The 22,225-nt window shown below is 36.2% G+C and carries 21 protein-coding genes; 10 read left to right on the top strand and 11 right to left on the bottom strand.

The features are described 5' to 3' along the window. Positions 1 to 83 precede the first annotated feature (83 nt). The 3 genes from EKM63_RS04770 (at position 84) to EKM63_RS04780 (ending at position 2,202) form a co-directional block, all read left to right on the top strand. On the top strand, positions 84 to 923 hold the full coding sequence (locus EKM63_RS04770; RefSeq protein WP_125704263.1) for a hypothetical protein: 840 nt from the start codon (positions 84 to 86) through the stop codon (positions 921 to 923). Between the two features lie 137 nt (positions 924 to 1,060). Next, positions 1,061 to 1,699, top strand: a complete 639-nt coding sequence (locus EKM63_RS04775; RefSeq protein WP_164504908.1) for a DUF975 family protein — start codon at positions 1,061 to 1,063, stop codon at positions 1,697 to 1,699. A 71-nt stretch (positions 1,700 to 1,770) separates the two neighbouring features. Continuing rightward, positions 1,771 to 2,202 carry a hypothetical protein gene (locus EKM63_RS04780; RefSeq protein WP_125704267.1) on the top strand — a complete coding sequence of 144 codons (432 nt, stop codon included), beginning with the start codon at positions 1,771 to 1,773 and terminating at the stop codon, positions 2,200 to 2,202. A 67-nt stretch (positions 2,203 to 2,269) separates the two neighbouring features. Here the strand turns inward: EKM63_RS04780 and EKM63_RS11590 are convergent, their stop codons facing one another. The 5 genes from EKM63_RS11590 to EKM63_RS04805 form a co-directional block, all read right to left on the bottom strand. Then, entirely contained in the window at positions 2,270 to 2,602 is a 333-nt protein-coding gene (locus EKM63_RS11590) for a type II toxin-antitoxin system PemK/MazF family toxin (protein WP_125704268.1), read from the bottom strand. After that, positions 2,592 to 2,885: a type II toxin-antitoxin system RelB/DinJ family antitoxin gene (locus EKM63_RS04790; protein ID WP_125704270.1), complete on the bottom strand. Its 294-nt coding sequence runs from the start codon at positions 2,883 to 2,885 to the stop codon at positions 2,592 to 2,594. Before EKM63_RS04790 ends, EKM63_RS11590 begins: the two co-directional genes overlap by 11 nt. A 532-nt stretch (positions 2,886 to 3,417) precedes the next feature. Then, entirely contained in the window at positions 3,418 to 4,695 is a 1,278-nt protein-coding gene (locus EKM63_RS04795; protein WP_125704272.1) for an O-acetylhomoserine aminocarboxypropyltransferase/cysteine synthase family protein, read from the bottom strand. Further along, positions 4,670 to 5,524 (bottom strand): homoserine O-acetyltransferase/O-succinyltransferase family protein, encoded by an 855-nt coding sequence (locus EKM63_RS04800; protein ID WP_125704274.1) that lies wholly within the window; start codon positions 5,522 to 5,524, stop codon positions 4,670 to 4,672. The genes EKM63_RS04795 and EKM63_RS04800 overlap by 26 nt, the downstream gene beginning before the upstream one ends. A 355-nt stretch (positions 5,525 to 5,879) precedes the next feature. Continuing rightward, on the bottom strand, positions 5,880 to 7,043 hold the full coding sequence (locus tag EKM63_RS04805) for a MalY/PatB family protein (protein WP_125704276.1): 1,164 nt from the start codon (positions 7,041 to 7,043) through the stop codon (positions 5,880 to 5,882). Positions 7,044 to 7,401: 358 nt separating this feature from the next. On the opposite strand from EKM63_RS04805, the gene EKM63_RS04810 reads away from it, so the two are divergent. The 4 genes from EKM63_RS04810 (at position 7,402) to EKM63_RS04825 (ending at position 10,618) form a co-directional block, all read left to right on the top strand. Further along, the gene (locus EKM63_RS04810; RefSeq protein WP_172968624.1) at positions 7,402 to 8,787 is read left to right on the top strand and encodes an amino acid permease; all 1,386 of its coding nucleotides are present in this window, start codon (positions 7,402 to 7,404) and stop codon (positions 8,785 to 8,787) included. 137 nt (positions 8,788 to 8,924) lie between these two features. Continuing rightward, positions 8,925 to 9,863, top strand: coding sequence for an AEC family transporter (locus tag EKM63_RS04815; protein ID WP_125704278.1), 939 nt, complete (start codon positions 8,925 to 8,927; stop codon positions 9,861 to 9,863). A gap of 187 nt (positions 9,864 to 10,050) precedes the next feature. Beyond that, positions 10,051 to 10,293, top strand: a complete 243-nt coding sequence (locus EKM63_RS04820) for a RelB (RefSeq protein ID WP_125704280.1) — start codon at positions 10,051 to 10,053, stop codon at positions 10,291 to 10,293. 55 nt (positions 10,294 to 10,348) lie between these two features. After that, the gene (locus EKM63_RS04825; RefSeq protein ID WP_125704282.1) at positions 10,349 to 10,618 is read left to right on the top strand and encodes a RelB; all 270 of its coding nucleotides are present in this window, start codon (positions 10,349 to 10,351) and stop codon (positions 10,616 to 10,618) included. 72 nt (positions 10,619 to 10,690) lie between these two features. On the opposite strand, the gene EKM63_RS04830 is transcribed toward EKM63_RS04825, so the two are convergent. Beyond that, entirely contained in the window at positions 10,691 to 11,854 is a 1,164-nt protein-coding gene (locus EKM63_RS04830; RefSeq protein WP_125704284.1) for a MalY/PatB family protein, read from the bottom strand. A 66-nt stretch (positions 11,855 to 11,920) separates the two neighbouring features. Then, a complete protein-coding gene (locus EKM63_RS04835; protein WP_125704286.1) occupies positions 11,921 to 13,606 on the bottom strand; it encodes a glycosyltransferase family protein in 1,686 nt (561 codons plus the stop codon). A gap of 362 nt (positions 13,607 to 13,968) precedes the next feature. Here EKM63_RS04835 and EKM63_RS04840 point away from each other — a divergent pair, with 362 nt between their 5' ends. Genes EKM63_RS04840 through EKM63_RS04850 form a run of 3 tightly spaced genes read left to right on the top strand, consistent with a single transcriptional unit; the run spans position 13,969 to position 17,289 of the window. Further along, positions 13,969 to 15,369 (top strand): APC family permease, encoded by a 1,401-nt coding sequence (locus EKM63_RS04840; RefSeq protein ID WP_125704288.1) that lies wholly within the window; start codon positions 13,969 to 13,971, stop codon positions 15,367 to 15,369. A 54-nt stretch (positions 15,370 to 15,423) separates the two neighbouring features. After that, positions 15,424 to 16,818, top strand: coding sequence for an amino acid permease (locus EKM63_RS04845; RefSeq protein WP_125704290.1), 1,395 nt, complete (start codon positions 15,424 to 15,426; stop codon positions 16,816 to 16,818). Positions 16,819 to 16,872: 54 nt separating this feature from the next. Further along, a complete protein-coding gene (locus EKM63_RS04850; protein WP_125704292.1) occupies positions 16,873 to 17,289 on the top strand; it encodes a hypothetical protein in 417 nt (138 codons plus the stop codon). 342 nt (positions 17,290 to 17,631) lie between these two features. Here the strand turns inward: EKM63_RS04850 and EKM63_RS04855 are convergent, their stop codons facing one another. From EKM63_RS04855 to EKM63_RS04870, 4 genes are all read right to left on the bottom strand, one after another. Further along, complete coding sequence (locus EKM63_RS04855) at positions 17,632 to 19,053, bottom strand: NAD-dependent succinate-semialdehyde dehydrogenase (RefSeq protein WP_125704294.1); 1,422 nt, start codon at positions 19,051 to 19,053, stop codon at positions 17,632 to 17,634. A gap of 347 nt (positions 19,054 to 19,400) precedes the next feature. Next, entirely contained in the window at positions 19,401 to 20,060 is a 660-nt protein-coding gene (locus EKM63_RS04860) for a TetR/AcrR family transcriptional regulator (RefSeq protein ID WP_125704296.1), read from the bottom strand. A gap of 15 nt (positions 20,061 to 20,075) precedes the next feature. Beyond that, entirely contained in the window at positions 20,076 to 21,185 is a 1,110-nt protein-coding gene (locus EKM63_RS04865; protein ID WP_125704298.1) for an ABC transporter permease, read from the bottom strand. Then, the gene (locus EKM63_RS04870) at positions 21,160 to 21,903 is read right to left on the bottom strand and encodes an ABC transporter ATP-binding protein (RefSeq protein WP_125704300.1); all 744 of its coding nucleotides are present in this window, start codon (positions 21,901 to 21,903) and stop codon (positions 21,160 to 21,162) included. Before EKM63_RS04870 ends, EKM63_RS04865 begins: the two co-directional genes overlap by 26 nt. Positions 21,904 to 22,225: the final 322 nt, after the last annotated feature.

Below are 22,225 nucleotides of genomic sequence, written 5' to 3' on the forward strand. Positions count from 1 at the left end.
TTATAAATTTAGATTTATGTTGAATATAAAATAAATCATATAATATAATAATTTTTATGTCACGAGGGGAGACAATAATATATATGTCAGATTCAACGTTTAATACATATTCAGAGCTCGCAAAAGGCTTTGGAAAAAAGGATCACGCCTATACTGAAAAGTTTGGCTTTATTAACAAAATGATGAAATTTCAACCATCACGTGAGGAAAATCATGCATTCTCACTACACCTGGCCAAATTTTATTCAGTTTTAACTATCGTACAAATGGTTCTTGGACTCATTTCATTTTTTACTTATATATCATTTAGGGAAGGTCTTGAACTTCCACTAATGGATTTTTTGACTGCCAACTATGGCATGTCCACATACATTTTGCTAGTCATTAGTATCGCATTAATGTATCTTTCAAAATCAAAAGACAGCCTTTTAATGGCCGTGATTGGATGGATACTCATGCTATTCCCAATTACAGTTCTCTTGTTCGAAAGTTTTAACAATGCGATGACGTCGTACCTTATCTTGAGTTCTCTAGTCGCCATGGAAATGGTGTTTTGGGTCAATGCTATGTTCGCGTTCTTTACTGCCCTGACACATTCAGATTCAACCAGACTTCCATTTCTAATTGCAGAAGCCGTTATTGCGTTATTATTCATTACACCACTAATACTCGTTTCTACACTGGCTTCATTGATACTCGTGTTTTTTATTATTATTTACTTGATTATAACTATACTTTTCACTGCTTATAACAACCAACTTTTGAAACTTGATTATTTAGAAAAACATCAAAGCGATAACAAAAAATCCGAATGGGGACTCGTATTTCAATCGTTATCTAATTCATATGTTAATATCATCAACTTTTTTGTAGATATAGTTTTGATCGTTATCAAACCAAGAAATAATCAAGGGAAAGAATAAGGGGAAATTTTATCAATATGGATACAATAATAAATCGAGCTGAAATAAAAAAAGAGGTTCAATCTTTACTAGAAGGAAATTGGAAAAAAGGTATCCTTCTCACATTGGTGCCCTTAATATTGGGGATTATCTTTTTAGTGACATTAACTTTTGTTCAACCTAACAGCGTGTCACCATCTTCACCGGAATTCGGATACGTCGGTTTCGGTTACTCATTAGGACAATCCGTTCACGGAGCATGGACCATTTTAATGTTCTTGCTAGTGTTTATTTTTTCAGCTCTAATAATGTTACTTCAAAATTCAATCTTATTTACAGGTTTAGATTGGATAAGAAATCCAGAAATGTCATTTAACCCAGTAAAAAGTAGTTTCAGTTGTTTCAAGAAAACAGCATGGTGGCAATTAGTCGTAATTATGTTTTTTCAAACAATGTTTGTAATATTCTGGTCAATTTTACTAATTATTCCTGGTATCATCAAAATGTTTTCATATTCTCAAGCATTCTTTCTATATAAAGATGTCCAAAGTCGCGGTGAAGATGAAGCTAAAAAATACAGTCTCATTTCATATATAACGATGAGTAGAAGATTGATGCGTGGACACAAATGGGAATATTTCGTACTTAATTTAAGTTTCATTGGCTGGTTTATCTTAGGTAACATGAGTTCAGGAATTGGCTATATCTGGATTCTACCTTACTACGGAATCACTTACTCAAATTATTACAATAAGTTAATAGCCCAACATCCAGAAGTATTTGATTCAGAGAAATAATTTTTCAAATTCAATAAATACAAATAAATCTCTAGGAAGAATATAGTTTATTCATAAGGAGGAATTATCTTATGAATACTAAAGAAGCAAAAACTTTCATTTACTGCTATAACTGGGTAATTGAAAATTCTTCAAGAGAAACAGGAATGAATCAACGAGCAGTTGTTTTTCAAAGTGAAAATAGATTGTTCGTTGCCGACTGGTTCAAAAATCTTACTGATGAGAATGATCCCGAATTGAATAATCAATTGATGCAAAAATACTCCACAGATACAAAAATCAGGCAGACATTACTGGACGAAAGACTTGTTAACCTATCTGGCCTATTCGCAGAAGTGTCAAAGTTATCACAAGACGCCATTTCCAAAGTTACTAAAAGTGAAATCTATTTAGATTTATCAAATACTATTAGCAATATTGAGTTCTTGGATTTACCTGGAGTTACATTTAAATTTTATGATTTTAAAGATTCATTAGAACCAGTGGGAATTCTTAATTATTAAACAGTTTGAAATAAACATAAAAACAATGTCAAAGGGCGACCGCATATTATTGCAGTCGCCCTTTTGTTTAGGACCCTTTCTTAATGAATTCATTTAGTCCTTTAATATCACCCGTACTTAATTCACCAATCTTGTATATCTTTTGAATTTTTCCTAATGAGAATTCAATTACTTCGCTAGTGTCTATATACGATACCTTTTTTAGACCCGCTGATTTCCATTCTCTAATTCTATAATATTTGCTTTGAAAATATTTTGATTTCGTGGCAAATTTGGATGTAATCCTAAAAAACAACACATTGTTTTCAGAATTTTGAATAATCAAAACTGGTCTTCTTTTACCAGATGTACTGTTAGCAAACGCAACATATAAAATGATTAAGTCATTACTATTCATCATCAGAAGTCTCGTCTAGCCACTTACTTACATCTTCATCAGTTTGTATTTTTCTTACTGGAATCTTTGAAATTGATTTTTGTAATTCTCTTGTTGCTTTCTCCTTTTCAGTTAAAGAAAGGTTGACTGGAAAAGATTCGGTGGCAACTATTCGCTTAAATAAAACATTGATAGCAGTTGTAGAGTTCATGCCAAGATCATTTAAAACCTCTTCTGCACTATCCTTCAAGTCTTGATCAACTTGGACTTGAATTCTAGCCTTTTTTTGTGATTGTTTATTAATCATAATTACCTCCACGTAGCTTTTATACTCATATTATACTTAGGTAGTAGTATATTAACAACAAGAACCACTTATTAATACGTTGTAAATGTAAATTTAAAGTCAAAATTCAGTAGAACTTGTATTACTAACAGTTTGAAATAAACATAAATATCAGTTACTATATAAAAGAAAAGAAGCCACTGGGTGCGACCAGTGACCTCAAACGTAAGCTTAGAATGATGGTGGAAAAAATCTAGTCCTTTTGGTCTAGATTTTTTTGTATCTGGATTGCTTTAACATAGTTTAAATATGCCTCTGACAATATCCAGATACAGACGACTATTTCTATAGTCTATCCAACCTTTTCATTTTAATTTTTTCGTGATGATCACCTCCGTAAGCAGCTAACTGATTGAGGGGTGATATCATTCATTTACTTACTAAACTTTTCCGTAGGTTAATTAAGTCTACTTCAAAGTCTGAATATACCATATCATATATATACTTATTTCCATCAAAAGAAACGAACTTTTGTTCGCTTTTTTTATTTATATTAAACTTGATCCAAAGCTTGTGACAAATCAGCAATTAAGTCATCAGCGTTTTCGATACCGATGGAAATACGTATCAAGTCTGGTGTGATTCCGGTAGCACGTAATTCTTCTTCATTCAATTGTGCGTGAGTTGTCGATGCAGGATGAATAATCAATGATTTCGCATCCCCAACGTTAGCCAACAATGAGAAGATATTCAATTTCGTGATCAATGATTTACCGGCTTCTTCGCCACCAGTCAATCCAATCGTGAAAATTGAGCCAACCCCTTTTGGAAAATCACGTTTTGCTAAATCATTGTATGGACTGTCTGGCAATTCTGGATACTTGATCCAAGCAACCTTTGGATGGTTATTCAAGAATTCAATCACTTTTCTAGTATTTGAAACGTGTCTTTCCAAACGCAGTGACAATGTCTCCAATCCTTGTAGTAATAGGAATGAATTGAATGGACTGATTGCACCACCAGTATCACGTAAAACTTCAGCTCGTACTTTAGTCGTAAAAGCACCGCCACCTAAATCAGCGAAGACTAAGCCGTTATATTGTGGATCTGGCGTTGTAAATTCTGGATATCTGCCGGATGCCTTATAGTCAAATTTACCATTCTCAACAATCGTTCCACCCATGGTAGTTCCATGTCCGCCAATGAATTTCGTGGCTGATTCAACAACGATGTCGGCACCAAAATCTAATGGCCTGTATAGGTATGGCGTGGCAAAAGTATTATCTACAATCAACAAGATGCCATGCTTATGAGCAATTTTAGCAATTGCTGGAAGGTCAGCTAAGTTGATGTCAGGGTTACCAATACTTTCCAAATATAATGCCTTAGTATGATCATTGATTTCTTTTTCAAAATTCTCAGGATCATCAGAATTTACGAAATGAGTTTTGATTCCTAACTTAGGTAAAGTGACATTGAATAAATTATAAGTTCCACCATAAAGAGTTGATGCTGAAACGATCTCGTCACCCTCACTAGCAATATTTTCGATAGCAGCTGTAATTGCTGCAGCACCAGTTGATAAGGCAACACCGCCAGTTCCGTTTTCCAATTCAGCGATACGTTGTTCAAAGACTGAATTTGTAGGGTTAGTTAGTCGAGTATAAATATTTCCAGGGTCGCGTAGTGCAAACCTGTCAGCCGCTTGTTGTGGATCCTTGAATACGTATGAAGTTGTTTGATAAATCGGAACAGCACGTGATCCAGTTTCATCAACAGTTTGTCCTGCGTGTACTTGTAAAGTTTCAAATTTGTAATTGTTTTCGCTCATAATTTTTTTCCTCCAAAATTTCGTTTATCCATGTTTGATATAAATAAATACTGTTCTTATGCCAACGTTCATAGGATTCTTCAGGATGCTCGACCGATAAATTATGTGGTAGATCGACTGGCGTCCCTTTATGTAAATCACGGTAGTATTCGTTCCCCAAAGTGTCCGCCTGATACTCCGGATGTCCCATAACGTAAAGACTATTTTGAGCCTTTGACCGTAAGAAAAATGGTCCACTAACACTATTGTCTCCAAGGATTTCCAAGTTAGGAGTCTCGCCAGCAATCCTTGAATCAACTTTGCTGAAACGAGACTGAGGCATTCGAAAACCACTCGGTAATTCAGTGTCACTCAATTGATTTTCGAATACACCAAATATTTTCTTGTCAACGTTTATCTTAGGTAAATTAAAATCCGTGAATAGTGCAGCCTGTGCGCCCCAACAAGTAAACAATTGATATTTAGTATGCGTTCTGCTCCATTCCCGTATTTCCAAAAATTCATCCCAGAAATCCACATCCGTGAACTCAAGTTTTTCTAAAGGGGCCCCTGTAACAATCAATCCATCAAAATATTGCTCTCGAACTGCATCCAACGTCACGTAATGATATGCCAAATCTTGCTGGTCACCATGTTGCCAATTATGTGATCTTGGATACATGAAAGTAACAGCGACTGGCGTTTCAATGTCGGAAAACAACTGACTGATTTGATTCTCCGTAACAACTTTGTTAGGCATAATATTCAAAACCAAAACCGATGCCTCTGGCTTAATACGATAATCTGTTAATTTATTCTTAGTTAATCCATTTAATTTAAAAACCGTCATATTCTGCTACTCCTTTCAAAATTTTGAGACAAAAAAAGTCCCCATGTCAGCATTATGCCAACATGGGGACGATGTGGTCGTGGTACCACCCCAATTCGTAGATATAAATCTACCTCAACGACTCATTTACAAAATCTGTAGTAAGTCCGGGATGATATCGCATCCTTGCGTAATTTCAGCTTACACTGAAAATAAGACTCAGAGCTCATGTTCAATAGTATTTCACCGCTACCCTTTCACTATCGGTAGTCGCTTTATCGGTTAATGAACTATCTACTCTTCTCTTCAACGCCTAAATTAGAATTTATTTAATTAAATTACGATTAGTTTACTTCGATTTGAAAAATTGTCAAGGCTATTTCTTTAAAAATAATTCAATTCCTTTTTTCAATCTGCTCAAACCATTTCGCACACTTGATTCAGGACACGCAATATTCATTCTTAGAAAATCCGTTCCATCTCCACCGTATACACTTCCTGCAGACAAATATAAACCAGTTTCCTTGCGAATGAAGTTAGCTAATTCTTCAGAATCATCAGAAATATTTTTAGTATCGATCCACAACAGATACGTTGCATCAGATTTAATCAACTTAGTTTCAGGTAATTCAGATTTCAAAAAATCTTCAACTAGCGTACGATTTGTCATTAATTGCTGTTTTAATGCTTTCAACCAATCATGGCCCTTTGTATATGCAGCTATAGTAGCTGGAATTGCAAACGAATTAGGCTCGGCCAATTCCTCAGAATTAATTCCACGATTAACTTGATTTCGCAAATTTTCATTAGGAACAATAATTGTTGCAGCATGTAACGCCGCCACGTTAAAAGTCTTGCTTGGTGAAACAGTGACCATGACATTCTGTATCAAGTCTTCTGGAAGTGAAAATACCGGTGTATAACCATCCTCGTTGAAAGTAATGTCACCATGAATCTCATCGCTCAATAATTTTACATTGTGCTTATTGCATAGCTCAGCAATTTTGCTCAAATCATCCCTTGACCAAATTTTGCCAACAGGGTTATGAGGATTGCAGAGGATCATCAAGGTTGTTAATGGATCAGATAATTTTCTCTCCAAATCTGCAAAATCGATATGATACTTCCCATCATCAAAAACTAAATCATTCGAAAGTACATGGCGACCATTATTTACTATCGAGTTGTAAAAAATATTATATACCGGTGCCTGAACCAAGACGTTATCACCAACTGAACTAATTCTTCTCACAATAGAAGAAATGGCTGGTACAACTCCAGTTACGAACATCATCCAATCTGTTTTTGGTCTAAAGTGATGCTCAGTTTCATACCATTCAGCAACAGCATTAAAGTAATCAGCATGTGGCTCTTCATAACCAAATACAGCTTGATCTGCTTTATTTTTGATTGCCTCAACTATCTCAGGTGCCACTTGAAAATCCATATCGGCGACCCACATTGGCAACTCATTATCGGCTATATCCCATTTCACAGAATCTGTTTTACTTCGATCGATTGTATGTTCAAAATCGTACATTATTTGACCGTCCTTTATAAATTAATCCACTTCATCAATTGTATTAAACACCTTCGAGTCAACTATAAGACAAGTCATCGGTTATACCAAATAATTATGCTATTTAATAGTCCATGACTATTGGTTATAGATTTTCCCAAAAATTATTCTTAAAACTCTGTCTCGTCAATACAGTAAGAGGTTACACAAATACCCTAATTGATCATAATTGTTAAACAAAGTAATTTTAATATTCTTCTAATATTTCTACCAATTAGAAGCTTTTAAGAAGCTTTTATAGTATCATTAGCCCATGAACTAAACACGACTGTTTATTATAAATGAACAAATATTGTTTTATGAAAGGTGGCATATTTCCTTGGAGGAAAAAGAACTAAATAGAAGTCTGTCTTCCAGACAAATGCAAATGATTGCACTTGGTGGAACTATTGGTGTCGGTCTCTTTATGGGATCTGCTTCAACAATCAAGTGGACTGGACCATCCGTACTAGTTGCTTACGCCATTGCCGGACTAATATTGTATATGGTTATGCGGGCGCTAGGAGAAATGATTTACACTGACCCTTCAACAGGCTCATTCGCAAAATTTGGATCTGAATATATCCATCCTGTTATTGGATATTTGACCGCCTGGAGTAACGTCTTCCAATGGCTAGTCGTTGGTATTAGTGAAGTTATCGCCGTGGGGACCTACTTGGAATTCTGGTGGCCTAATTTGCCGCAATGGATTGTTGGTGTTGTCGTCGTGGCGACGTTATGTGTTGCTAACTTAACCTCCGTAAAAGCCTATGGGGAATTGGAATTCTGGTTCTCATTGATCAAAGTTGTTACGATAATTTTCATGATAATCATGGGATTATTGGTTATTTTATTTGGTGTTGGTAACGGCGGTCATCCCGTTGGAATCAGTAACCTCTGGACAAATGGAGGATTCTTTACCGGCGGTCTAAAGGGATTCATCTTCGCACTTTCCATAGTTGTCGCATCTTATCAAGGTATCGAAGTTATTGGTATCACTGCTGGTGAGGCTGAAAATCCTCAAAGCAGTATCGTCCATGCTATCAGAACAATCGTTGGTAGAATCCTGATTTTCTATATCGGTGCTATTTTCGTGATTGTTTCAATTTACCCATGGAATAAATTGGGAACAATGGGTTCACCATTTACTGAAACTTTTGCTAAAGTAGGAATCACCTTCGCTGCTGAAATCATTAACTTCGTTGTTTTGACAGCTGCACTTTCTGGATGTAATTCAGGTATGTTCAGTGCTAGCCGTATGCTTTATACATTAGGTCTACAAAAGAACTTGCCTAAGTCATTCACAAAACTTTCAAAACACGGTGTACCTTATGTGCCAGTTATTACAATTTCACTAGGTATTCTGATCGGTTTGATTTTAAACTTCCTGCTACCAGTATTCTTCCACACACCAAGCGATGTCTTCGTGGTTGTATACAGTTCCAGTGTTCTCCCTGGTATGGTACCTTGGTTTGTAATCTTGTTCAGTGAATTGCACTTTAGACGACTGAACAAAGATAGAATGAAAGACCATCCATTTAAAATGCCGTTTTATCCGATGAGCAATTATTTATCAATCATAGCTCTATTCATAATTTTGATATTCATGTTCCTCAATCCAGAAACAACTGTTTCATTAACAATAGGTGTTGTCTTCTTGCTATTAATGACCTTAATATACTTCATTAAAGAAGGCCGCGAAAAACATAAATCCAAACAAAATTAAATCAAACGTCTACACAGAAATATTTCTATGTAGACGTTTTTATATATAAATATTAGAATTTCATTAAAAACTTTGTTATTTGTCGATTCAAAAGCGTAACATAGAGACATATATTTAGTTAAGGAGCCGTCCTTTATATGGGAATATTTGTCCAGAGTGTTCAAGGAATATTAATCATCATTGGACTGATCGCAGTTGGTTACGTTTTGGCCCGACGTGGTTGGTTCTCTGATGAAGCTACGAGCTTAATCGCTAAGTTGGTTACCCAAGTAGCTTTACCTACCTATATGATCTACACGATCACACACGATTTTACCGCCTCAAAGTTAATAAAACTTTTGCCAGACTTAGTGATACCCGTTTTGTCGATGACAATTTTAATTGGTATCTCTATTTTGATGATTAAAATATTACACGTTAATCCAAAACATAAGGGCTTGTTCTCATCAATGTTCTTTAACTCCAACACAGTCTTCGTTGGTTTGCCAGTCAACATGGCACTATTTGGGACGAAGAGTTTGCCATACGTTTTAGTTTATTACATGGCAAATACAACTTTCTTCTGGACCTTAGGTACTTACTTGATCCAAGTAGATGGTGAACATAAAGGTGATTTTAGTTTAAAGAAAACATTGGGAAAATTATTCTCACCACCTTTATTGGGATTCATCATTGGACTCATTTTGGTATTGTTGAATGTCAACTTACCTGGATTCGTCATGTCAGATTTCCAATACCTAGGTAATCTAACTATCCCATTGTCAATGCTGTTTATTGGTATATCGATTGCCCATGCTGGCCTAACCAATGTCAGCTTTCATAAGGACAATTTGGGAATTCTCTTTGGAAGATTCATCGCTGCTCCTCTAGTTATGGCCGGATTATTCTTATTCATCCCCGGTCCATCACTAATGAAACAAGTCTTCATCATTCAATCGGCAATGCCAGTTATGACTAATGCCCCTGTTGTTGCAAGACTTTACCATGCTGACTCAGATTACGCCGCCATCATGGTTACAGAGACAACTTTGGCAAGTTTGGTCGTAGTGCCTATTTTAATGATGATTATTAAATAACTAGTTGTCGGTCAATAACGATTAAATTACATAAGATTACTTTCAATAGATTGATATAATGATAAAATTGATTTATCAATAACCTAATGAGGTATAAATTAAGCATTATAAATAGACGGACTTCGATAAACTCAAGCCCGTTTTTTTGTATCAAAATTAGGTATATATATTATTGGGGGGATTTACTGTGTCTAGTAACAAGGATTATAAAGTTATTTCAATTCGAGTTCCAAATAATATTTTGACTGCCGCTAAGCGTAATCTAACCGGTCATGGCGCATCTGTTTCTGAGTATGTCCGCCAATCGTTAAGTAAAGCTGCTAATAATGAGTCAGAGTTATTTTCTATTCTGAAAACGACACATGTTATGGGTCCCAATAAGTCAGAAAGCCTTCATTCGGTTAATCAGTGGTGGGAAGATCAGCAATAGACTGCCGATTATGAAGAATAGTTTTCACACATTATTTATAATACGGAGGAACATTATGTTTGATGACACTGAAAAAATTAGAACTATTTCCACAACTGTAACTGAAGAATTAGTTGAGAATGCGAAACTTAATTTGGAAAAACAAGGGCTGACTGTTTCAGAATATATCAATCTTACTTTAATTAAAGCAGCAAATGACGAAGTAAAATATATAAACTTCTTGGATTCATCCGAAGCTTTAAATGCAAAACGAGACGCAGAAAACGGAAAAGTTGAATCTTTCAACTCTGTCGAAGAATGGGAAAAATCATTTAACAATGATTAATATAATTATTGTATTCAAAAAGGTGCTCAAAAATTTAAATTTTGAGCACCCTTTTTTATTCTATTATAATTTCTAGCGTTCAATATACTTTTCAACGCCTGTCTTCAAACGTGAGAGTCCATCTTCTACTCTACTACGTTGAGTGGCCAAGTTGATTCGCATGAATTGGTTACCATTTCCTTGATATGCGGTCCCAGCAGCTAGGTACAATCCAGTTTCGTCACGGATATGCTGTGCTAATTCTCCTGAATCTTTAGTTATTTTGCTACAATCAATCCAGGCTAAATATGTAGCTTCTCCATGTACTACTGACAATTGTGGAATATTCTTTTCAACATAATCATCCAAAAGATCACGGTTATCACAAACATATTGTTTCAAATCGTGCAACCATTCATGTCCCTTGGTATATGCGGCAATGGATCCATTTATTGCTAACACACCGGGTGAAGCTAATCCATCGACTCCTAATCCCTTTTCTAGTCTAGCCTTGATATTGCCGTTTGGCGTGATTGCTGTGGCAGCATGTAGGACAGCCAAGTTGAAGGTCTTACTTGGTGAAACTAGTGAAATACTATTTCCGGTCAAACTCTCATCTAATGAAGCGAATGGAATGTATTCTTTTCCAGGCATAGATAAATCGCCGTGTATCTCATCGGAAATCAGCAATACGTTATTTTCTAAAGTCAGTTGGGCAATTCTTTCCAAATCTGGCTTGGACCAAATATGTCCCGTTGGATTATGAGGATTGCATAAAATCATTGATGTCGTATCTGAATCTTTGAATTTTTCTTCTAAATCTTTCCAATCGATTTCATACTCATCATTAGCAAAACTCAATTCAGAATTAACGATATGGTGGCCATTATTGGTGATAACTTTGAAGAAAGCATTATAGTTAGGTTCCTGTATTAGTACATTATCTCCAACATCAGTCAGATGGCGCAAGATTGATCCAATCGTTGGCACCACTCCAGTTGAGAAGGTCAGCCAGTCTTTTTTTGGCTTAAAATTATGTTCCTTTTCATACCAATATGCGACTGCTTCAAAATATTCATCAGGTATAACTTGATATCCAAAAATACCTTGGGCAACATCCGACTTCATAGCTTCCATTACTTCAGGAACAGTTTGAAAGTCCATATCTGCGACCCACATTGGTAGCTCATTATCTTTTACATCCCATTTAACTGAGTTTGTATTTCGACGATCAATTAATTTATCAAAATCTGTCATATTTAGCATCCCCCAATATTAATTTCTCTCTCAAAGAAATAATATCACTTCAGGGTCATTAATTGTTCAAACAGATTTTATGGGTCCAATTTTACGAGGCACCTTGAGAATCCAACGACACAACATTATTAATAAAGTTGTAATGGTTATGAACCAACCAACTTTGCTGGCAGTGGTATTCCGGTAAGTTACTTTCAATGTTCCAGACTTAAAATTATTTGGTAGTTTTGTAGACACTAATCCATTTTTCTTGATTGCTGGTTTAGTGACTGTCTTGCCAGCGTACTTGGTCGTAACCTGATAGCCTTTGTAGTAAAGCCTTGGCAACATCAATGTCTTTGAACCTTTGATATTATTTACTTTTATGATTGCTTCATGATGGTTATTAGCTGTTATATCAATATCTTGAGTTGTTTCCAAAAGTTTCGGATTAACTTGGAAGTTATTCTTAATCATAAAATTCATGAAGTCTTTCGGTTCATATTCACCCATACTAATGCTTCCAACTGGAATATGTTGTGGCCGAGCCTTAACTTGCTGCATGTTTTGTTTAATTGGATTCATGACCGTTATAACGGCTAAAGCTATCATAAAAACTCCGACTACAGGTAATCTAAATTTGCCCCAATTATGGACGATCTCACCCAAGGCATTCGCTGCTAAGAATGTTAATAATGGAAGAATCATAACATTTAATCGGGTAATCACTTGTAACAAGACTAATGGTTTACATACTTTTACAGCAAATTGAAGCAGATCAGGTGACACAATTAAAGATGCAAATAAAATAATGATGATCAGCGATTGTGGGATTATCTTGTTTTTAGATATGTGTCCCCTTTTCCAAATAAGCTTGAATACGTAATACAGAATGGCAAATAGTAAGAGATATGTTAGAAATTGCCCGTTGGTCGAAATAAATTGTGCAGGATCAAAGACATGATTCTTCATCCAAATCGAGTAGACAATTATTAAATAATTTCCATATCCATCAACTGCCGTACTGTTATATGACTGAACCGTATATTGTTCAACAAATGGCAATAAGAATACAGCCGATAGTCCTAGAAATAATGCCGTTCCTTTGATGAACGAAAAGAAAATTTTGACGTTTTTAAAGATTGGAACCAGGTTCATGATCAAAATCAGTAACGCCGTTACAACAACAATTAAAAACGATAGAATATGTGAAACTAACAGTAAACTGAACGAGATTCCAAACATGATCCAATACTTTGTTTCGCCCTGAACCATTTTGAATACGCTCAAAAGTACCCAAGGAATAATTGCGAGAGCAACTAATTCTCCAGCCGCTGCTCGAATATATATCAAGCTGATAAAATAATAAGAACTCAAATAAATTGGTGCAGAAAAGAATGTTGTCCAACTATTCTGGAACAACTTTTGAGTTGCGACATTGATGCCAACAATACACATAATGACAAAGAATGCTAAGAATAATATGTAAGCCGCATAAGTTGATAATCCTAACAAGTGCAAGATTGCAAATGGATAAAGAAGAAAATTTCCGTAAAAAAATCCCACCCCATATCCAAGTTTATCTAGATATTCGAAACCAATTGGATTAGGAAAGTGACCACTAGCAATATTGGATGCCAAAGTTTTAATTCTTCCCATATGAAAACCGGGATCATAGCCACCAATCACCCCACCTTGAAATACCGGATAAATGACTAAAATAAAAAGTAAAATATCAATAACTATTAATATTCTTTTATCTCGAGTACTCACAACCGATTTCCTCCAATTACGATTATTTTATATATTACAAATTTTCATTTTTTTGATTTATAACATCACATATGACATTTTAACGCAAATATGAACTCATGAGGCTTCAATATCATTAATCAAAACTTTCATAATATATAAATTTTTCAGTTCTCATTAAGAGCCAGTTCCTTAAAATAAGTTTTTGAAGCGCTTTCTTTAATAATGGGAAATGTCTAGACCGTTGGTACACAAGTATTTAATGTTGAAAAAATATTAATGTCTTAATATTACGCTCATTAACATGTGCTATAATTTAACCTTAATCAATTCGCTGGAGAGTTATATATATATGCTTCTAGTTACAGAATGGAGGGGGATTTATGTTCAAATCCCTATTTAGAAGAAAAGACGTTATTGCCGCATTAAAAGAAAAGCCAACTCTGCAACGTACAATGGGACCCATGGATCTCACTATCATGGGTATCGGTGTTATCGTTGGAGCTGGTATTTTTATCACGCCAGGAATCATTGCTGCAAAATATGCTGGTCCCGGTGTAATTTTTACCTATGTTTTAGCTGCACTAGTTTGTGCTGGGGCAGCATTTTGTTACTCGGAGTTTTCATCAACAATTCCTTTATCAGGTAGTGCCTACACTTATGCCTACTCAACTTTTGGGGAAATAATCGCCTGGTTTGTAGGATGGGCATTGCTTTCAGAATATATGTTTACCGGTTCAACTGTTGCAGTCAGCTGGTCTGCCTACTTCCGGAGTTTGCTAGAAGGTTTTGGGATCAAATTACCTGTTGCCTTACAATCAGCACCCGGAACTCCTGGTAATCCCGGCGGACGATTCGACATCGTCGCCTTTATCGTAGTTTTATTGATAACTTTCCTATTATTACAAGGATTAAATGAATCTGTTCGATTAAATACGATTCTAGTTTTTGTAAAATTATTCGTTATCTTCCTATTTGTAATCATCGCATTATTCTATATCAAACCCGCTAACTTCCATCCCTTCTTACCATTCGGAGTTGGAGGTATCGGTAAAGGTGCCTCGGTCGCCTTCTTCGCTTTTGTTGGATTCGATATAATATCCACGGCGAGTGAAGAAGTTAAAAATCCTAAACGAAATATGCCAATTGGTATCATTGCGTCATTATTGATTTGTTCTGCACTATACGCTTTAGTAAGTTTTGCACTTGTAGGTGCAGTCAAATATACTAAACTAAACGTCGCTGATCCCGTTGCTCTCGCTTTGAAATTATTAAATCAAAACTGGGCTGCAGGAGTTATCTCACTAGGTGCCATCATGGGTATGACAACTGTTATGATAGTTGTTATCTACGGTGGAACTCGTCTGATATATTCAATCAGTCGTGATGGATTATTGCCAAAGAATTTACACAAAGTAAATAAGGTCCACGTTCCAACAACAAGTACGATTTTATTTGGTTTACTTTCAGCTTTTGCATCAGCAGTCTTGCCAATCGATAAAATTGCCGAACTAGTAAACGTAGGTACTTTAAATGCCTTCGCCATCACATCGATTGGCGTAATCGCATTACGTAAAAGTAAAAATACTAGAGATTTAGAAACAGCCTTTCAAGTTCCATTCTTCCCAATTTTCCCAATAGTTTCATTCTTAGCTTGTGCTTATCTATTGGCTAATTTACAACTATTTACTTGGGAAATTTTCGGAGTATGGACAACCATTGGACTGATTCTTTACTTCTCATATGGATATCGTAAGAGTTTATTGTCAAAATCAAAGATTTAGGAATATATGTTGTAGTTATAATCACTGAAACAGCATTAATAAGGGGGAAATTCTATGAAGTCACTATTCAATAAAAAAGATGTTACCAGTGACCTTGCAAAAAACGGCGCTGGTCTGACTCGTTCATTGACTGCCAAAGACTTGATAGTCATGGGAGTCGGCGTAATTGTTGGTGCTGGTATTTTTATCACGCCTGGATTGATTGCCGCAAAATATGCTGGACCAGGAGTAATTTTGACTTACCTATTGGCAGCGCTAGTTTGTATCGGGGCAGCCTTTTGTTATTCGGAATTCGCTTCAACAATTCCCCTGGCAGGTAGTGCTTATACATACGCGTACTCAACTTTTGGAGAAATAGTGGCTTGGATCATCGGATGGTCGCTGGTTTCTGAGTATCTATTCGCTGCATCGACCGTTTCAGTAAGTTGGTCCGCCTACTTCCGAAATCTATTGACCGGATTCGGCATTCATTTACCAGCCGCACTACAGTCTTCTGCTGGTACCGCTGGAAATCCCAAAGGTGTTTTTGATATTGTTGCTTTCGTAATTATCTTTTTAGTGACAGTCTTGACCTTGCAAGGTTTAAAACAGTCAGTCAGATTAAATGCCATTATGGTATTTATCAAAATTTTTGTTATCTTATTATTCGTTGTAGTCGCATTATTCTTCTTTAAACCGGCTAACTTCAATCCACTTTTACCATATGGTTGGAGTGGTGTTGGTAAAGGAGCCTCAATCGCCTTCTTCGCCTTCTTAGGATTTGATACAGTTTCGACTGCCAGTGAGGAAGTTAAAAATCCTCGCCGTAATATGCCGATCGGTATCATTGCATCCTTATTGATTGTTTCAATTTTATACGGACTAGTTTCATTCGCCTTAGTTGGTGCCGTAAATTATAAAAAATTGAACGTTGCCGATCCCGTTGCTTTCGCATTGAGAGTCCTTCATCAAGATTGGGCCGCAGGAATCATCTCCCTTGGTGCCGTCTTAGGAATGACAACAGTTCTGATCGTTATCGTTTATGGAGGAACCCGATTGATTTATTCAATCAGTCGTGATGGCCTTTTACCAAAAAATCTAAATAAATTAAATAAAAGCAGCATTCCCGTAGGATCAACAATAATTTTCGGCTTAGTTGCAGGTGTCGTTGGTGCCGTTTTGCCAGTGGATAAAATTACTGAATTAGTTAACGTTGGTACTTTGTTGGCATTCTCTTCAACTTCACTTGGTGTCATGTTCCTACGTCACAGCAAGAATACCAGGGACTTGAAGCCTGCATTTAGAGTCCCACTCTATCCAATTTTTCCAATCATCTCATTCATCGCCTGTGTCTATCTGTTATCACAATTACAAGTTTTCACGTGGAAAATGTTCGGCCTCTGGACTCTATTAGGTTTGATAATCTACTTCACATACGGACGTCGTCACAGTATCGTCGATAACAAATAGAGGTTGACGAGGATACACCATGAATGTACTGTTGAAGCACAGGAGGAAATGCAAATGGCTTATGAAATAAAGCACCTTGACAGTTCTACCGTTACAGGAAAGCAATACAGCCTCGAATTTCCGATCAACCCCGAGTCGGCTGATGATACAGCTGATCTTCAAAAGAAAATTTTACCGACTGATGAAGGAGTGATTCGTGCCATCGTCAAGATAGATAAAAAAGATTCGGATACTTTTCATTATTTAGTAAGCTCGACAGATGGAGATAAAACTTTCGAAATACCCGCTGGTGATTACGCAGTTTCGGAACGTAGTTTTCACTCCATCAGTGATATTACTGGTGCAATTAGTGCCAGCTATGCCGAGATTGAGACTGATAATGATTACGAGATCAGTGAAAACTATAATATTAGTGATATAGATTTCCCTAACCAGCTAGTGGTTATTAGTTTGCCGGTTAAGAAAGGTTAGATTTTTACTTTCGATTCCGAAAGAAATTGATTTCTGGAAGATGTTATATATTTTTTATCCATTAAACTCAAAAAGGACCTGCAAAATAAAATTTGCGGATCCTTTTTTTAATTCATTTCTATCAAAGTCGCACTCCAATAATAATTATTAACGGAAAAACTCTAGATGTAGGGAAGAAATAAATTTTGGCTCAATAGGCCGTTTGTTCTTAGCATCGGAACGATGGTTAGAACAAGACTCGATTTTGAGATTTTCCTGAACTTGGAAAAGCTCAAAACGATGTCGCCTATGTTCCAGCCAAAAAATTTATTTCTTCCCGGAATCGGCAGTAAAACACTAACCCTATTTTCCGTTAAAAACAGCCAAACCACCCGCAGGATTACCCCAATCTGGTGTCTGTGATGTAACAACCAACTTGTCATTTACAAAGGCATTAAGTCCTAGTTGGCTCATCTCACGGCCGTAACCTGATCCTTTAACACCACCAAATGGTAACTCTGGTAATGATACTAAGAATGAGTTTACGAATACCATTCCTGTTTCGATTTTAGCAGCAACGGCTTTACCATGTGCTGGATCTGATGAAAGTACGATTCCACCTAATCCTAATTCTGAATCATTTGCCAAGTCGATAGCTTCTTGATCACTACCTACCTTAAATACTTGAGCAACTGGTCCGAACAATTCATCGTAGAATTCTGGATTATCTTTTGAAATGTCTGTCAAAATTGTTGGTTGGATAAATTGTCCTGGTAAATCAACTGGTGTGTTACCAAAAGCAACTTTTGCTCCACCTTCAATAGCTTTATCAATTTGTCCTTGCAACTTCTTCTTAGCACGTTCGGAATTCATTGGTGCATATGAAGTTGATGGATCCATTGGATCACCTGGCTTCAATTTAGCAAAGGCATCCTTCAACTTAGCCAAAAATTCATCATACAAATTGTCAGCAACGATAAATCTCTTGTTTGATGTACATACTTGTCCGTTGTTATAGATACGAACTCTCCAAGCCAAGTCTACGGCTGTATCCAAGTCGGCGTCAGATAGAACTACAAAGGCATCTGAACCACCTAATTCCATTGAGTTCTTCTTCAAATTTTGTCCAGCAACTGAGGCAACTGATTGGCCACCACGTTTTGAACCTGTCAAAGCAACTCCTTGAACACGTGGATCAGCAATGATGTCACTGACTTGATCATAGCTGGCAAACAAGTTTGTCAAACTACCATCTGGTGCTCCGGCATCTTTAACAATTTTTTCAAATGCTGCGGCTGATCCTGGTGTATTTGATGCGTGTTTCAAAATCATTGGGTTACCAACGATAAAGTTAGGTGCGAATACACGCATAATTTGGTAATAAGGAAAGTTCCAAGGTTCTACCATCATCAAGACACCTGTTGATTGATGAAGAACTTCAGCTGCCCCTGTGGCCATTGTTGAAATTGGTGTTGGTTTCAAAAGATCTGCACCATTATCGGCGTAATAGTCCGCGATGATTGCGCACAATTCTACTTCACCTTTTGATTCTGTCAAAAGTTTACCCATATCAATAGTGGCAATTTTTGCTAATTCATCTTCATTTTCTCTCAAGAGGTCGGCGATTTTATGCAGAGTTTTAGCACGACCTGCAATTGGTTCGTCTCTCCATTGTTTATACAATGCGTGACCTGTACTCAATGCATTTTCAATTTCCTTGGTTGTTGCATCTGGGTATGATTTCACAAGTTCGTTATTGTATGGATTAACTGTTTTATAAGCCATTCTAATTCCTCCTAATATTAAAAAATAAAAATAACACTAGTGTTTAGTTACAAATTAATTGTATCTAAACAGTTTATTATTACAACTATTTCAACTCAAGCGCTTACATTTGTCAACTTAATTATTAGAGAAATATTAGACAAATGAGTCCCTTTCACATGCAGTTTGTGAAAAAACGTTGCCAGCATAACGTTTAATTTGTATAGACCAGCGGAATAATTTTTTTATAATAATTTTATTAAAATCACAAAATTTCTTGAATTTGTCCTGACATTTTCTAATAACAACTTAATCCTAGACCTTCGACTGCACTCTAAGTCAAATGGATATCAAAAAAAGCCTGCAAATTAATTTGCGGGCTTTTCGATAGCTCTGACGATCAAGTCTTCAATTTGAGTTAAATCATGATCAACTTCTTCATCAGTTCTAGGCGATAACAATTTATAATTTTGTAGGAAATATACTATTATCTGCGATGCAATCAAGCGAATGATAGTTGCCATATCCATATCAGTTCTGACTAAATCTGAATTTGCGATGGTCTTTTTGAACGTTTCCAGTACTGAAGGCCCACGTTGTGCAGCCATCTTCAGAAACTTTTCTTTAATATTATCTTTGGTCAAAATTTGAGTAAATAAAATCAACACAACTTCTTTATTAGCAACTAAAAAGTTATAGCGATTCCTAATTGCAAAATGGATCAAATCCTTTAGGGAAGTGTTTTTTTCGCTTAGTTGCTGCTTAAATTCGACGATATATATTGGAATTATATTATTCATAATTGGATCGATGATCCACTCTAGCAAATCTTCTTTAGTCTTAAAATATTTGAATATCGTTGCCTGACTCATGCCTGATTCTTTGGCGATTTCTTGTGTAGAAGTCGCATCAAATCCTTTTTCAGAGAATAGTTTCAAGGCTGCCATAATTACTTTTCTCTTTCCATTAGGCATATCAGCCTGATCGACCCATGATTTAAAATCATTGGCCATTAATTCTTCAGTCAAATAATCATGTCCCTTCTATACTTTACGATAACGTCTTAATCCGTATACATTCAACATTGTTAGTATTACTAGGAAAATAAGTAATGCTCCAATTGGTGCCAATATTTGTCCTAATCCTTCTCCGTTCAAAACAATTGCTGAAGTAGCTTCACCTGAGTATTTCAAAGGCAATATGTATGCCAGATCCTGTACCCAGTGTGCCATTTGATCAAGTGGAATTATTCCAGAGAAGAATACTTGTGGAATTACAATAATCGGAATAAATTGCATCATCTGGAACTCAGATTTTGCAAAAGTGGACATCAGGATACCGAATGCTAATGCGACGATTGCCAGTACCACATTGACCAGTACCATATTCCACATGCTCCCCAGTACTTCTACTTTCAATACATAAACTGTGTATAACACGATGATCAGCGTCTGGACTATAGCCAACAATCCATAACTGATCATGTATCCGAAGACGATTTCTGAACGTCTTACTGGTGTTGCCAATAATCTATCCAGTGTACCAGTTGTACGTTCCTTTAGTAAGGCCATCCCTGATATTAAGAATACGAAAAAGAACACGAAGAATCCCATTAGGATAGGTAAAATTTTATCGAAGAAAGATGTGTCCTTATTACCATAAACATATGAGTTGTGAATCTTTGGCGCTTTTTGCGAGTTCGATTGCATTGACGCCGCTGCTTGAGGATTTGCGGCAGCCATCTTAGTTAATTGTGCTTTTAAGTTTTTAATATTAGTTGCCACCATTGATGACTGAAGAGCCACTTTGGTTGCGGCAGTTTTACTGGCATCAGTGTTAGCGTTCTTTACATAATAGTTACCATTTTTCCGATGAACAATACCATCGGCCTTTTGATCTTTCAAAGCTTTGTTAGCTTTTTGCTCTGTTGAATACTTGGTAACTTTGATGTTTTTCATCTTGTCCATTTGTTTAACCAGACTACTCTGGACGTTAACAGTCGCTATGTTAACATCCGTTGTTGAATTTGTAGTGAAAACAACTTTCATCAAAGTTAGAACTAAAATTGGTGCTAAAAACATCAATGCTAATGTTCTTTTATCTCTGAATAATTCTTTTAAAACACGTTTAGCGATTGCCCATGTTCTTCTCATTTTGATCCTCCGCTTTCAAGAAGACATTTTCGACAGTGTCCTCGTTGTATTTAGCTTTCAAATTAGCTGGTGTATCGTAAGCAATCAACTTACCACCTAAAATCAAAGCAACATCATCAACTAATTCCGCTTCTTCCATAACGTGAGTTGTAACCAAAATAGTTTTCCCATCGTCACGCAAGCTGTGTAGTTCGTCCCAAATCTTACGTCGAAGAGCTGGATCGATACCAACTGTAGGTTCATCAAGGATAAGAACTTCACCATCACCTAAAAGTGCGATGGCCAGTGAAAGCCGACGTTTCATACCGCCCGAATACCCGCTGACACGCTTGTCTAAGTCGTCAACTAAATCAACAACTTTAGTAATATGTTCAATTTGCTCTTTGGCATCCTTTGGATCGACACCCTTCATATCTGCGTAAAACATAAGATTTTCTCTGGCTGATAAGGCGTCATACAAAGCATCCGTTTGAGCCATGTAGCCGATACGGTTTAATAATTTACGATTGGGCATTACCTGACCGAAAACTGTTGCAGTACCTTCTTGAGTTTTTTCCATACCTAAGATAATTTTTATAATTGTTGATTTACCAGCACCTGAAGGTCCGATAAGTCCGATGATCTTTCCTTGTGCGATATCAAAGTCAACATGATTCAAAACTGTTTGATCGCCGAATTTTTTAACTATATTTTTCATAGAAATAATTGGTTTTGTCATGGTATCTCCTTTATGATAGAAGCATTTGAATAAGTGAGTATTTAGTTACTCACTTGATGGTTAAAGAATAATCCCAAACTTGGTTGGGGTCAATAGTTATTCTCAGATTCTGAAGGAATTTGATTGCGGGGCGTAACGTATTAGGTTACCACCAATACAATTACATAGCCCTACTTCATTCTTATTCGTCAGTCATATTCATTGAATTAATACTAACTATCGTGCACCTATAATAAAAAAAGGAAAACTCAAGATAACGAGTTTTCCCATTTTGAAAATATATGATAATCTAAAAAATCATTGTTTTCTAAATCAACCTTAA

The sequence above is a fragment of the Companilactobacillus mishanensis genome (assembly GCF_003946505.1).
Taxonomy (GTDB): domain Bacteria; phylum Bacillota; class Bacilli; order Lactobacillales; family Lactobacillaceae; genus Companilactobacillus; species Companilactobacillus mishanensis.